The sequence below is a fragment of the Sporosarcina sp. P7 genome (genome assembly GCF_002743425.1).
Classification (GTDB): domain Bacteria; phylum Bacillota; class Bacilli; order Bacillales_A; family Planococcaceae; genus Sporosarcina.
On the sequence record NZ_PDZF01000005.1, the window covers coordinates 157,583 to 171,642 of the forward strand.

16 protein-coding genes and 1 tRNA gene are annotated in these 14,060 nt (G+C 39.5%); all 17 read left to right on the plus strand.

The features are described 5' to 3' along the window. Window positions 1-13: 13 nt before the first annotated feature. The 17 genes from sdhA (at window position 14) to CSV60_RS07265 (ending at window position 13,129) form a co-directional block, all read left to right on the plus strand. A complete protein-coding gene (sdhA, locus tag CSV60_RS07185) occupies window positions 14-1,768 on the plus strand; it encodes a succinate dehydrogenase flavoprotein subunit (RefSeq protein ID WP_099629726.1) in 1,755 nt (584 codons plus the stop codon). A gap of 5 nt (window positions 1,769-1,773) precedes the next feature. Continuing rightward, window positions 1,774-2,559 (plus strand): succinate dehydrogenase iron-sulfur subunit, encoded by a 786-nt coding sequence (gene sdhB / locus CSV60_RS07190; protein WP_085131141.1) that lies wholly within the window; start codon window positions 1,774-1,776, stop codon window positions 2,557-2,559. A 250-nt stretch (window positions 2,560-2,809) separates the two neighbouring features. Then, complete coding sequence (locus CSV60_RS07195; RefSeq protein ID WP_099636482.1) at window positions 2,810-3,259, plus strand: acyl-CoA thioesterase; 450 nt, start codon at window positions 2,810-2,812, stop codon at window positions 3,257-3,259. Window positions 3,260-3,334: 75 nt separating this feature from the next. Beyond that, a complete protein-coding gene (locus CSV60_RS07200) occupies window positions 3,335-3,547 on the plus strand; it encodes a helix-turn-helix domain-containing protein (protein ID WP_085428963.1) in 213 nt (70 codons plus the stop codon). 192 nt (window positions 3,548-3,739) lie between these two features. Next, entirely contained in the window at window positions 3,740-4,147 is a 408-nt protein-coding gene (locus CSV60_RS07205; RefSeq protein WP_099630006.1) for a MarR family winged helix-turn-helix transcriptional regulator, read from the plus strand. A 9-nt stretch (window positions 4,148-4,156) separates the two neighbouring features. Beyond that, window positions 4,157-4,945, plus strand: a complete 789-nt coding sequence (racE, locus tag CSV60_RS07210) for a glutamate racemase (RefSeq protein ID WP_099629728.1) — start codon at window positions 4,157-4,159, stop codon at window positions 4,943-4,945. Between the two features lie 129 nt (window positions 4,946-5,074). Continuing rightward, window positions 5,075-5,833, plus strand: a complete 759-nt coding sequence (gene rph, locus CSV60_RS07215) for a ribonuclease PH (protein ID WP_099629729.1) — start codon at window positions 5,075-5,077, stop codon at window positions 5,831-5,833. Then, window positions 5,830-6,444: an XTP/dITP diphosphatase gene (locus tag CSV60_RS07220; protein WP_099629730.1), complete on the plus strand. Its 615-nt coding sequence runs from the start codon at window positions 5,830-5,832 to the stop codon at window positions 6,442-6,444. The genes rph and CSV60_RS07220 overlap by 4 nt, the downstream gene beginning before the upstream one ends. Then, a complete protein-coding gene (locus CSV60_RS07225; RefSeq protein ID WP_099636483.1) occupies window positions 6,441-6,932 on the plus strand; it encodes a metallophosphoesterase in 492 nt (163 codons plus the stop codon). The genes CSV60_RS07220 and CSV60_RS07225 overlap by 4 nt, the downstream gene beginning before the upstream one ends. 73 nt (window positions 6,933-7,005) lie before the next feature. Further along, window positions 7,006-7,079: transfer RNA gene (locus tag CSV60_RS07230), tRNA-Arg, on the plus strand. Window positions 7,080-7,246: 167 nt separating this feature from the next. Continuing rightward, a complete protein-coding gene (locus CSV60_RS07235) occupies window positions 7,247-7,489 on the plus strand; it encodes a hypothetical protein (protein ID WP_199173100.1) in 243 nt (80 codons plus the stop codon). Between the two features lie 144 nt (window positions 7,490-7,633). Then, complete coding sequence (locus CSV60_RS07240; protein WP_099636484.1) at window positions 7,634-9,061, plus strand: bifunctional metallophosphatase/5'-nucleotidase; 1,428 nt, start codon at window positions 7,634-7,636, stop codon at window positions 9,059-9,061. Between the two features lie 274 nt (window positions 9,062-9,335). Further along, window positions 9,336-9,995 (plus strand): hypothetical protein, encoded by a 660-nt coding sequence (locus CSV60_RS07245; protein WP_099629733.1) that lies wholly within the window; start codon window positions 9,336-9,338, stop codon window positions 9,993-9,995. Then, window positions 9,982-10,740: a cytochrome c biogenesis CcdA family protein gene (locus CSV60_RS07250; RefSeq protein ID WP_099629734.1), complete on the plus strand. Its 759-nt coding sequence runs from the start codon at window positions 9,982-9,984 to the stop codon at window positions 10,738-10,740. The genes CSV60_RS07245 and CSV60_RS07250 overlap by 14 nt, the downstream gene beginning before the upstream one ends. Before the next feature lie 18 nt (window positions 10,741-10,758). After that, complete coding sequence (locus CSV60_RS07255) at window positions 10,759-11,331, plus strand: TlpA disulfide reductase family protein (protein WP_099629735.1); 573 nt, start codon at window positions 10,759-10,761, stop codon at window positions 11,329-11,331. Window positions 11,332-11,370: 39 nt separating this feature from the next. Beyond that, on the plus strand, window positions 11,371-12,057 hold the full coding sequence (locus tag CSV60_RS07260) for a response regulator transcription factor (RefSeq protein WP_099629736.1): 687 nt from the start codon (window positions 11,371-11,373) through the stop codon (window positions 12,055-12,057). Beyond that, on the plus strand, window positions 12,041-13,129 hold the full coding sequence (locus CSV60_RS07265; RefSeq protein WP_233189562.1) for a sensor histidine kinase: 1,089 nt from the start codon (window positions 12,041-12,043) through the stop codon (window positions 13,127-13,129). Before CSV60_RS07260 ends, CSV60_RS07265 begins: the two co-directional genes overlap by 17 nt. Window positions 13,130-14,060: the final 931 nt, after the last annotated feature.

Genomic DNA, 14,060 nt, shown 5'->3' on the forward strand with positions numbered 1-14,060 from the left:
GAGTGACACAATAATGGCAAAAGGCAGATTGATTGTCGTCGGTGGAGGACTAGCTGGACTAATGGCTACCATCAAATCAGCGGAAGCTGGTGTACCGGTTGACTTGTTCTCGCTAGTACCAGTAAAACGTTCCCACTCCGTATGTGCCCAAGGCGGCATTAACGGTGCTGTAAATACGAAAGGTGAAGGCGACTCCGTCGACATTCACTTTGATGATACAGTTTACGGTGGGGACTTCCTAGCGAATCAAAAACCAGTACAAGCAATGACGGCAGCAGCTCCTGGAATTATCCACTTATTGGACCGTATGGGTGTTATGTTTAACCGCACGCCAGAAGGTCTATTGGATTTCCGTCGTTTCGGTGGTACACTTCACCACCGTACAGCGTATGCAGGTGCAACAACTGGACAACAGTTACTTTATGCTCTTGATGAACAAGTGCGTTCTCACGAGGTATCAGGACTTGTACAAAAATACGAGCACTGGGAATTCCTTGGAATTATTAAAGATGAAGAAGGTACGTGCCGTGGGATCAAAGCTCAAAACTTGAAGACGATGGAAATTCAAGCGTTCAAAGCGGATGCTGTCATCATGGCAACAGGCGGCCCTGGTATTATTTTCGGTAAGTCCACAAACTCTGTGATCAATACAGGTTCTGCGGCTTCCATCGTATACCAACAAGGTGCAAAATATGCAAACGGAGAATTTATTCAAATTCACCCAACAGCGATTCCAGGAGACGACAAGCTTCGTCTAATGAGTGAATCTGCACGTGGTGAAGGTGGACGAGTTTGGACGTATAAAGATGGAAAGCCATGGTACTTCTTGGAAGAAAAATATCCGGACTATGGTAACCTAGTTCCACGGGATATTGCGACACGTGAAATCTTTGACGTGTGTGTAAACCAAAAACTAGGTATCAACGGTGAAAACATGGTGTACTTGGATCTATCCCATAAGGACCCGAAAGAACTTGACATTAAACTTGGTGGAATCATCGAGATTTATGAAAAGTTCACGGGAGACGATCCACGTAAATTACCGATGAAAATCTTCCCGGCTGTTCACTACTCAATGGGTGGACTATGGGTTGACGATCACCAGCAAACAAGCATCCCAGGCCTATTCGCAGCAGGCGAATGTGATTACTCACAGCATGGTGCAAACCGTCTAGGTGCTAACTCTTTGCTGTCTGCTATCTACGGCGGAATGGTCGCAGGACCAAACGCAATCGATTATATGAAACATCTAAAGCGTACAGCTGATGAACTTCCTGCAACGATCTTCGAAGATGCAGTGAAAGAAGAGCAACAAAAATGGGAAGACACTCTGAAAATGGATGGCACGGAGAACGCGTACATTCTTCACAGAGAGCTTGGCGAATGGATGACTGACAACGTAACGGTTGTTCGTTTCAATGATAAATTGAAGCAGACAGACGAGAAAATTGTCGAGTTACTTGAGCGTTATGAAAATATTAATATTACGGATACACAGCAATGGTCTAACCAAGGAGCTATTTTCACACGTCAGTTGAAAAACATGCTATATCTAGCACGTGTAATCACTTTAGGTGCATTGAATCGTGATGAGAGTCGTGGCGCGCATTACAAGCCGGACTTCCCAAATCGTGACGATGAGAACTTCTTGAAAACAACAATTGCGGAATTCGATGGAGTCTCTGCACCAATTATTTCATATGAAGATGTAGATACATCTATCATTCCTCCACGTATCCGCGATTACTCAGCGAAGAAAGGAGATTAACAAAAGTGAGCGAACAACAAACAGCAACTGCTACAAAAACTGTCGTGTTTGACATTCATCGTCAAGATACTGCTACTTCAAGCCCATATGTGGAAAGATTTGAAGTTCCATATCGCCCGAATATGAACGTAATTTCGGCTCTAATGGAAATCAGACGTAACCCAGTAAATGCCAAAGGTGAAAAAACGACGCCTATTAACTGGGATATGAACTGTTTGGAAGAAGTCTGTGGTGCATGTTCAATGGTTATAAACGGTCGCCCTCGTCAGTCATGTACTGCGCTGGTTGATCAGTTAACACAACCTATTAAACTTGAGCCTATGCGTACATTCCCAGTCGTTCGTGACTTAGTTGTTGACCGTGAATTCATGTTCGATTCGTTAAAGCGTATTAAAGCATGGGTTCCGATCGATGGTACGTATGATCTTGGTGAAGGTCCTCGTATGCCTGAGCGCAAGCGTCAATGGGCATATGAATTGTCTAAATGTATGACTTGTGGGGTATGTCTAGAAGCTTGTCCGAACGTAAACGACAAGACGAACTTCATGGGTCCTGCATTAATGTCACAAGTACGTCTATTCAATGCCCATCCGACGGGTGCAATGAACAAAGATGAGCGTTTGGCTACTGTTATGGGAGACGGAGGAATCACTGAGTGCGGTAACTCACAAAACTGTGTAGTTGCTTGCCCTAAAGGAATTCCATTGACGACTTCAATCGGTGCAATTGGTAGAGCAACGACGATCCAAATGTTCAAAAACTTCTTCGGAAGTGACCACCAAGTAGATTAATTTCCATAAACGAAACTGTCCAAGAAGTCTATGACTTCCTGGACAGTTTTTTTGATGTTTAGAGCTTCTAGACTATGTTAGAAAGCTTCAGATTTCTTCTTTGGAAAATGTCCGTCACCTATCTTCAATCCTTAGTAGTCATAAATTGAATCTGCGCCGTCAGGAAAATACTAAATATTATTTGACGTAAATATATATTTTGATATACTGAAGAAATGAATAATCATTCATTATGAAGGGGTGTATGTAAATGAGAGAGAGTTATATTGATGATTTAGAGGAATGGATAGAAGGATTTCATTTTCATGCGGAAGTTACAGTCCGTTTTTCTGAGACGGATATGTATGGACATTTGAACAACACAAAAGTCTTTGCATATTTTGAGTATGCTAGAATTGAATTTTTGAAGCATCTACACCATATGGACAAGTGGGTGGATCCAAAGGGCAAAACTATTCCAATAGTGGCGGATTTACAATGTGATTTTGCGAAGCAAGTGTACTTTGACGAAAAGCTACAGATCTATGTAAAGGCTAATTCCATGGGCACGAGTTCAGTTGATTTGCATTATATGGCTAAGAATGAACGCAATGAAGTGGTCTTCACAGGTAGAGGTGCTATCGTTCAAGTTGGAAAAGGTGATGGAATGCCTGTTGCATGGACAGAAGAAGAAAAACAGATGTTTCTCGAAAACTCGTAAAAGCCTACACAGCCGCCCCTATCCTTACATATCCTAAGGGGAAAGCGTAAAGAGGAGGGGCGCATCTTGGATGAAATGCAAAACCGTTCTTTATTAACAAATCGGGAACGACAAATTTTCACTTTGCTGGTAGACGATTTTACAACAAAAGAAATTGCTGGACAGCTGACCATTAGTGAGAAAACCGTACGAAATCATATTTCGAATACGATTCAAAAATTGGGCGTGTCAGGCAGAGCACAGGCTATCGTTGAATTATTGCGATTGGGAGAATTACAGCTAAACTAAAAATGATAGCTTGCTTACGATAGTAGATTAATTTTGTGCAATCGGTGTCAATTACTTCTTCTCTAGCCTATAACCGAAGGAAAAAATGTTGCGTTCATCAATGAAAACGGTACAATGAAAAGATAGGACTCATTTCAGGGAGCTGATTTTTTGTTGAATGAACAGAAAAACGTACCAACTGATATCGTAACGATGGAAAAAGACTTGCGATACATTGCGTCCATCATTAAAGAACAGGGTCGGAAAATATTAAAGAACTCTACTATTACACCTCCTCAATTCAGCGCTCTTCAATGGTTGTTGGAACATGGTGATATGACCATCGGTGATCTATCCAATAGAATGTTCCTAGCTTTCAGCACCACGACGGATTTAGTAGACCGAATGGAAAATAGTCAACTAGTGAAGCGAGTGCGGGATGAAAAGGATCGTCGGGTTGTTCGTGTCCATTTATTACCTGAAGGGATACGGATTATTGAAGAGGTCATACAGAAGAGACAAGAGTATTTACAAGACGTTCTTGCCGATTCAAATGAGCAAGAAATTCAGCGGTTTTCAGAATTGCTGGCTACATTACATGAACAGATGACAAGAGATTGAGGGATTACATTGAATGCACCTATTGGAGTAATTGATTCGGGGGTCGGTGGACTGACAGTTGTAAGAGAGTTACGCCACCACTTACCGAATGAACCTATTATTTATATTGGCGATGATGCACGTTGTCCGTATGGTCCTCGACCTGCGGAAGAAGTGTTGCAATTTACGATGGATATGGTCAACAGTCTGGCGCAAATGGGTATAAAATTGCTGGTGATTGCGTGTAACACTGCGACTGCCATAGCGCTAGAAGACATACGGAAGAAATTTGATTTTCCTATTGTCGGTGTGATTAAGCCAGGGGCCAGAGCAGCTGTCAACGCGTCGCAAACAGGTGAAATTGCCGTGCTTGGTACAGAAGGCACCGTGAACAGTAAAGCATATGATCAGGCGATACAAGCTCTAAAAAAGGAAGCGAAAGTCTATTCACTTGCGTGTCCGGAATTCGTGCCAATCGTTGAAAGTGGAGAATATCGCGCACAGGCGGCAAGGGATATAGTTGATAAGACATTACAGCCTTTGCATAACTACTCGTTTGATTCTGTAATACTTGGCTGTACGCATTATCCATTATTGCTAGAACATATTGAAGCGCATTTCTCCAATCAAAAGAATGTTATATCTTCAGCGGCGGAGACTGTGATTGACGTTGAAGGGATTCTTAAAGCTAAGCAATTACAATCTGTTTTAGCTAAAGAGCCCATATTTTACACAACAGGCTCGTTGGAAAAGTTTCAAGCCATCGTTGAAGATTGGCTTGCTATTCCTCAGCCAGACGTACGTAAGTTGACTTTTTGAAGTATATGGCAGTACCCGAAAACTGTACATCGTTTTCGGGTTTTTTGCTGCGAATATGGTAAGATGGATTGATTGTAGACTTGATGAGCAGGTCACACCAAATAAATGAACCAAAATGGAGGATATTATATGCGACACGATGGAAGAACAACAGAAGATATTCGTACAGTAACGATAGAGAAAGATTATTTGATACATCCAGAGGGTTCCGTACTGATTTCAGTAGGCAATACTAAAGTAATTTGTACAGCGACGATTGAAGATCGAGTACCGCCGTTTATGCGTAATAGTGGAAAAGGGTGGATATCCGCTGAGTACTCCATGTTGCCACGCGCCACAGGACAACGGACAATCCGTGAATCATCCCGCGGTAAAGTAGGTGGTCGTACAATGGAAATCCAGCGTTTAATCGGACGGGCTTTGCGTGCAGTCGTTGATTTGGATGCTATTGGAGAACGTACGATTTGGATTGACTGTGATGTTATTCAGGCAGACGGTGGAACGCGAACGTCTTCCATTACAGGCGCGTTCGTTGCGTTGGTTATCGCTGTGAATAAATTGCAAATCGAAAAGCAACTGCCCGTTTTTCCAGTTCGTGATTTCCTAGCAGCTACAAGTGTGGGGAAATTGGCTGACGGTCAATTGATCACAGATCTCGATTATGTAGAAGATTCTTCGGCAGATGTGGATATGAATGTTGTGATGACGGGACAAGGCCAATTCGTTGAACTCCAAGGGACAGGCGAAGAAGCTACTTTTTCTCGTGCGGAAATGAATGATTTATTGACATTAGCTGAATCGGGAATCGAACAATTGATTACCATTCAAAGAGAAGTATTAGGCGAGTTGGCAGATAAGATTGGACAACAGGCAGGCGAAGCACAATGAAAGAAGTGTTAATCGCAACGAATAATAAAGGAAAAGCGAAAGACTTTGAAGTTCTCTTTCGTCCTTTAGGTATTACCGTGCTGACGTTGCAAGATATCGAAGAATCAATTGATGTAGAAGAAACCGGTACCACTTTCGTTGACAATGCCATACTAAAAGCTGAGACCGTTGCAAATTTACTGGGGAAAATAGTAATTGCGGATGACAGCGGGCTAGAGGTTGATGCATTAGATGGCGAGCCGGGTGTTTACTCTGCGCGCTATGCAGGCGAGCCTTCAGACGATGAAGAGAATATCGATAAGTTGCTAGCTAAACTTTCAGGAGTACCTAAAACAGCACGTCAGGCACGTTTTCGATGCGTTCTGGCAATTGCAGGACCAGGTGTCGAGACAACTACCTATTCTGGTAGCTGTGAAGGTGTCATTACAGAACAACGACAAGGAACGAATGGGTTCGGCTATGATCCGATATTTTATGTGCCTTGTAAAGAAAAAACAATGGCGGAATTATCTGCAGAAGAGAAAAGTGCGATCTCTCATCGAGGGGCAGCTTTAGCTGAGTTAAAAGAACAGCTACCGGAATTTATTACGCGGATTGGTGAGATAAAATGAAGCTAATTGTTTTAAGTGATTCACATGGCGACGTAAATACAGTGAAGCAAATTACATCATTGCAAGCGGACGCAATATTCCATTGTGGAGACAGCGAATTATCGGCAAAAGATCCAATGCTCAATGGAATCTATATTGTTCGTGGTAACTGTGATCGAGATGATCTATTCCCAGCGTCCATTGTTCAGAAAGTGGACGATGAGACTGTATTTGTCGTCCACGGCCATGAACATGACGTTAAGCGCTCTATGCTGACTCTTTCCTACGCAGCAGCTGAACAGCAAGCCAACATTGTATTATTCGGACATTCCCATTTGTATGGGGCGGAAATGATCAACGATGTACTTTTTGTTAATCCGGGAAGCACGACGCAACCACGTGGCGATAGGAAAGCTACCTACGCAGTCATCGAAATAGCCGATGCTTATACTGTGAGTTTTCACAGTATGAATCACGACTTACTAGACCAAATCATTTTAAATAAATAGTTTTAAGAAATAGTGTTGACTTTTGTCTAGGTTATGCATATAATAGTTCTTGTGCCTGTGGTTGCAGGTGTTTGTCTCAGTAGCTCAGCTGGATAGAGCAATGCCCTTCTAAGGCATCGGTCGGGGGTTCGAATCCCTCCTGGGACGTAATAAGATCAGTCACAAACCATTGATGCAATTTGGTTTGTAAGAAACTAGGGATTCGGTCAGGGCTTCGGTCACTGGTGCAGAATCCCTTTTTTGTACCCTAACATTTTACGTATAATGAGACATGAAATTATCTTCCAATTCAACTGAATGGAGGATTTTTTATTATGACGAAAAAGACCGGATTATTTGATGTGGATTTTATACTGACAACCAAAGAGCTTACCGCTTCTATTCAAGGAGAGAAGGCGACTACCGCTCACTACAAGCCCTTTTCGGAAGCTTTAGGAACTATTATGAACCAAATGCAGGTGAGCGGCTATCGCCCTCGTACTCTGAAGGATTACGATACGATCGTGCATAACTTTGCAAAGAGTACAGGGGTTACCTATTTAGAAGAGCCATATTAACAAATAAGGTTACTACTAAGCTTTCGCTATGAATAGATTCCCGGCTATAGGTGAGTATGATTTAAGGGTTTGTGCAGAGAAGGTTTTCCGAATTGATTAACGTAGATGACTATAGGGTATTTATATATAGAGAGGTGATAGTAAATGAAGTTCACGTTAATCCAACAAAATGATACACATGGGTGTTTAGAATTACACGAAGAGCTTTTTTGGGATTCAAAAGGTCCGATTTTAAAGAAAGTTGGCGGATATTCGAGAATTTGCAAGTACGTAAAAGATGTAAAAAAAGAAAATAATAATGTGCTCTTTTTTGACGGCGGGGATTTGTTTCATGGAACATTGCCGCTTTTAGCAAGTAGAGGAAATGCCATTATACCTCTACTCGAGAAAATGCCGTTGGACGGTTTTGTACCGGGTAATTGGGATTTCGCATATGGCAAAGAACAGCTACAAAGTTTGACGAATAATCTTTCTTTTCCTTCGATCGCCTGTAATTTAAAGGATCAGGATACAGGAAGGCCTTTATTGAAACCGTACATCGTAAAAGAAATGCAAGGGGTGAAGGTAGGTGTCATTGGTCTAACGTATCCTTATGTCGATATTACGATGCCGCCAAGCTTTTCTAAAGGAATGATTTTTTCAACTGGTGTTGACGAAGTACAAGATTATGTCGAGAAGTTAAAGGCTGAAGTCGATATCATTGTGCTTCTGAGTCATATGGGACTTCCCCTCGACGCCAAATTAGTTAATTTGGTAAATGGAATTGATATCGTTCTTTCTGGTCATAGCCACGATCGTGTGGTAAAACCGATTATCCTTAATAATACTTATATTGTACAGGCTGGTTCAAGCGCATCATTTTTAGGCCGTTTAGATATTACATTTGAAGATGATAAAGTAACGGAAGTGAAATACGAGTTAGTAACCGTGGATGAGACATTCGAAGAAGATGAAGAAGTTAAGGAAATGGTAAACTCAATTTTAGCACAATATGAAACAGAACGAAGCACTATTGTAGGAGAAACAAAAGTTATTTTACATCGTTCAACTTTAGAAGAGGCGCCGATGGATAAGCTTATAACGGATGCATATTTGTCTTCATTTGATTGTGATGTTGCTTTTTCACACGGTTGGCGATATGGTCCTCCAATGGCCGTTGGTCCGCTTACTTTGTATGATTTACATACAATTATTCCAGCAAATCCAGAGTTATTTACACTTGAGCTTGATGGAGTAGCTCTTTTGGAGGCATTAGAAAATAATTTGGAACAAGTGTTTTCTTCCGAGCCATTTGATCAAAAAGGTGGTTATATTTTGCGTTCCAGCAACTTAATGATGACTTACAAACCGAATAATCCAAAAGGGAATCGTATTCAGAGCTTGCAAATAGCAGGCGAAAACATTGACTTGAAAAAAGTATATAAAATTGTTGGTGGCGGGGGTCAACTATTCAAAATGCATGAAAAAAAGAAGGTTTATCAAGACATTCACGCCATTGATCTCATTTGCTCATACCTTAAGGAAAAAAAACCGTACGATGTGAAGGTAGGAATGGACATTCTTAGCGTCTGAGACGAACATTAAATACTCGTTGAAAAGATTGGGAAGAACTAATCTCCAGTGAAAGAATCATAGTTATTCAAAAAAATGGCCTTTCGTGAATTTATACGATAGGCCATTTTTTCGTCTACTCATTACGTGTGTTGAAAAAAGTGAAACATGATTGGAAAAATCTTTTAGTATTTAATACCGAAAAATATATCGAATAAATTTCGATTTTCATCAAACCTTCATATAGCTTTAGTAATATGGAATCTACGTGCTAATGAGCAGGAGGTGAACATCTATGGGAACAGCAAGTGTACAAACTTCAATTGCTATTATCTTTATAAGTTTGTGTGTGGGATTTCTCTCTTTTTATTTTATAGGCGATTTATCAAAAAAGAAAAAGAAAATCTATATAGGTGAATTAGTATCGCAAATTACGAATTTTGTCCTTTTTATGTGGCTTGGTAAAATTCTGTTAAATCTTTCTGTCTTTTTAAAAGATCCATTGGCAATTTTAGCATACCCAAGTAATTCGAATGCGGTTTATATTGCTGTTCTCTTTAGTTTTTTTGCAATTGCTATTAAATCCAAACGACAAAAGATTGATATCATTCCATTTCTAAATGCTTTTATACATGTGTTTTTAATAACGTCATTTTTGTATGAATTCATTCAAATTGTATGGAATAACAATACATATTCAATTAGATACCTTGGCTTACTTGCCGTGTTGATTATTACGTTCGTTGTCATGCATGCACGTGTAACAATCTATAGGCTAAATATAATCATGGCAATTGGTTGGACTTTAGGTACTTTTGGATTGACATTTGTGATGCCGTTTATGATGGTATTCGGCTATACAATGGCTCCGTGGTTTTTGGGTTTAATTTTTGTGATTTGTTTGATAGTAATCATTTTAAAAAAGGAAGAAGGTGTCGTAAATGGGCGGAATTGAAGCAGATACGATGTTAGTGGTGGGAATGTTTTTAGCAGTAGGGGCAGGTGCATTATCTTTTTTATCGCCTTGTGTGTTACCGATTTTTCCGGCGTATTTATCGTATATCACCGGAATTAGTGTTAAAGAACTGCAAGGAAATCATGACGTTAAAATACGTAGTAAACTATTAAGCCATTCTGTGTTCTTTTTGTTAGGCGTTTCACTTGTCTTTATTAGTTTGGGTGTCGGGGCATCATTTTTAGGACAATGGATTCAAACGTTATTAGTAGGTGATTCTGGATTACTAATACAGCGATTAGCCGGAGTGTTCATTATATTTATGGGGCTTTTTGTTGGAGGTTGGATCACTATTCCAACTTTAATGAAAGAAAAGCGTTTCCAATCTTCAAAAAGGCCAGTTGGCTATTTTGGAACTTTTTTCGTTGGTATGGGATTTGCTGCTGGATGGACACCGTGCATTGGCCCGATCTTCGGATCCATTTTATTTTTGGCGGCAAGTAACCCGGGTCAAGGTATTTTGTATACAGTGATGTATGTCATTGGTTTTGCCTTGCCATTTCTGATCCTGACCTTCTTCCTCGGATCAACCAAATGGATTGTTCGCCATAGTCAAGTGATTATGAAAACAGGAGCCATTATTATGATTCTTATGGGCTTGATTTTATTTACTGGTCAAATGCCACGCATCACCGAATTTCTTCTTAAATTAGTGCAAGATACATGGTTTGAAAAGTTAGGATAAAAATGGAGGTAATAAGAAATGAAAAAGGCAATAATTATTTTTATTGTAGTGGGAATGCTTGGGTGGGCTGTATATGAGTTCATACTTTCAGCTGATGAGGGAGGCAATATAAAAACATCTGAGTATGAAGATGCTAACATCAAAGAAGAATCCGTTGAATCCAATGAAGTGGGGATTCGTAAGGGGCAAATAGCTCCAGATTTTGAACTTAAGACATTGGATGGTGAGACAGTAAGGTTGTCTGATTACAAAGGGAAACGGGTCATGCTAAACTTCTGGGCAACATGGTGTCCGCCATGCCGTGCAGAAATGCCTGATATGGAAAAATTTAAGAGGGATAAGGATGTACAAATTTTAGCTGTAAATTTACTTGGTACGGAATCAAGTCTAGAAAACGTTCAAAATTTTGTCGACGAACTGAAGTTGACTTTGACTATTCCTTTGGATGAAAAATCTGCTATATCAAATCAGTATCAAATTGTAGCTTATCCTACCTCATTTATGATTGATTCAAATGGTCGTATCCAATCCGTTGTAATGGGTGCCATGAATTATGACTTTATGGTCCAGGGATTTGAAATGATGCAATAGGTTCCTTCTGTCGTGTAAACTAGTAGTGGGGTGATTCGTGTGAAACAAACTATTATGGTTGTCGAAGATGATAAAATGATTCGGGAATTAATTGCGATTTATTTGAAGAAGAATGGTTATGAAGTTGTGGAGTCAAGTGATGGAGAAGATGCGAAATCAGTTTTTCTGGAACATCAGCCATGCCTATTAATATTGGATTTAATGCTCCCCAAAATAAGTGGCGAGGAATTTTATGAATGGATTCTTAAGCAAGAACAAAATAATGTATCAGTTATTATGCTGTCAGCTAAAGCAAGAATTGACGATAAAATTTCAGGGTTAAATTTAGGAGCAGATGCATATATGACAAAACCATTTGACCCAAACGAGCTTATCGCGCAAGTAGAAGCAGTTTTACGCCGCACAAGTCATTTTTGTCAAAAGATTGTAGCTGAAGGGCTATGTATAATGCCGAAAAAAGGTCAAGTTTTGCTTTACGGTAAAGACATTAAATTGACGAAGTATGAGTTTAGTCTTCTTCATTACTTTATGCAAAATCCGAATATAGTTTTGTCACGAGAACAGCTCATTACGATGATTTATCCAAATGAGGAGCATACTGTAATGGATCGAACCATCGATGCGCATATAAAGAAGCTTCGTGAAAAGATTGAAGATTTTCCAGCGGAACCGAAACGAGTACAAACCATCAGGGGAATGGGGTATAAATTTGTCGCGAATAAATAACTATTTTTCCACATTAATCCCTTCTGGATTCCTTTGGCGTTTAACGTTTTTAAACATTTTAGTTATAGTGACCGCGACGGCCATCAGTGGATGGGCTATCTATAATACAGCCTGTTCTCTGGTAGCTGGAGTGGGAGATCTAGATGGCAGGACCCAACAGCGATTTAACAGTACACTTCTAAATTACTTATGGATATTCATGATTGCTGCTGCTTTTGTGGGAAGTTTACTACATTTTTATTTAATAAAACGCTTAATCAAACCAATCCGAAGCTTGATTCAATCTACAGAAAAGCTGAAGCTCGGAGATTACCCGGAACCCGTGCAAGTTAATAAACAAGATGAAATTGGTCAATTGGTTACACAATATAATGGGCTTATTGCACAGTTACAAACGAATGAACAACAACGAAAAAAACTAGTCTCCGATCTATCCCACGAAATAAGAACTCCTTTGTCAAACTTAAATGGTTATCTGCAAGCATTGAAGGATGGAGATATAGTCGGCGATAAAGTTCTGTTTGCATCCCTCCATCAGGAATCAAACCGATTATCACAAATGATTGAGCAACTTGAACAATTAAAGGAATGGGATTACTTATCCACCCAATCGGTTGTAAAAAAAGAAATGTATGAAATAGAAAGCCAATTAACTCAATGTGTTGCAATGTTTGATAGGGCTTTGATGCAGAAAAATATACCGATACAAGTAGAAGTTGAATCATGTAAACTATATATTAATATTGAAGGTATACAACAAGTCATCAGCAACTTGCTGGAAAATGCTATGCGATATTATGAAGGAATCGGGCCAATTTTAGTAACAGGGAAAAAACAAGGAAAAGGTTATTGTATTTCCATAACAGGACCCAGTAATCCTATACCAGTTAACGAAAGGGAAAAGGTATTCATGCGGTTCTACCGACTTGATTCTTCTCGTAGCCGATTGACTGGTGGTTCAGGATTAGGACTTGCGATTTCAAAGGAAATCGTAGAACGCCATCATCAAGGCGAGATAGGAATTGAAACGACTGATAATAGTAATACATTTTGGATTGTTTTACCGAGATGATAAAGTGAAATAGAAGGAATAGAACAAATCAATAGAGGTGGCGAACATCGCGATAATAATTCCATCCAAAACGAAACACCAATTGGAAACAGAAATGGCAGGAAGAGTTATGCGCGAGTGGAAATCCTACTTAGAATGGGAAGAAGCAAATAGGCACCACATAATAGAAAGAGAAACAGAAGAACAGAGCTTGTCACGGGGCGAATTCGAATGGCTGAATGAATGGATGAGCGAAGAAAAATGATTAACATAGAAGTTGATCAAAAAAAGCTAAAAGAGCTTTACTTTCAGAAAATAGATGATATTGAAGAAGAAGGGTGGAAGTAGTCATACTTTCCTCTCTTCTTTTTGATTAAAAATAGGTAACTAAATATGATGAATGATAAAAGAACAATTGAAATGTTACTACAAGTACTTTCAGTTTTTTGAAAAAGTAGTGAATAAAGAAATTGATTATATCTACTTCAAAGATGGTTCTTACCATGAACTTGTTTTTAAATCGCAAATGTTTAATATTATGCACTTGTGTGGCATGGAATACCAAGATCCAAAGAGTAAGAATATGGTGAAGCCATCGCAGATTTATGTAGCTCTCAAAGCAAATTAGATATCATCGGAAGGAATTTTATGGAAATCATTCACTGTTCAGAAGTTGCAGATTATCAATTGTCTAGAGGATCTTACAAAATACACTGTTAGTATAAGCGATGGGAGTACTGTTTATTTGAATCTGTCATTCGAAAAAAGTAAGTCATTATAACAATGCTCGTCAAGAAAAGACTTTACACATATTATACACATTGAATAGAAGAAACGCAGGTGTTTTAGGGTTTAAAGACTCGTAAAAACGTCCTCCTGGGACGTTGGCAAGAATATGTTAATGGAATAAGAAATAAAAAAAGACCGTAAACATTGAAATATAATGTTTACG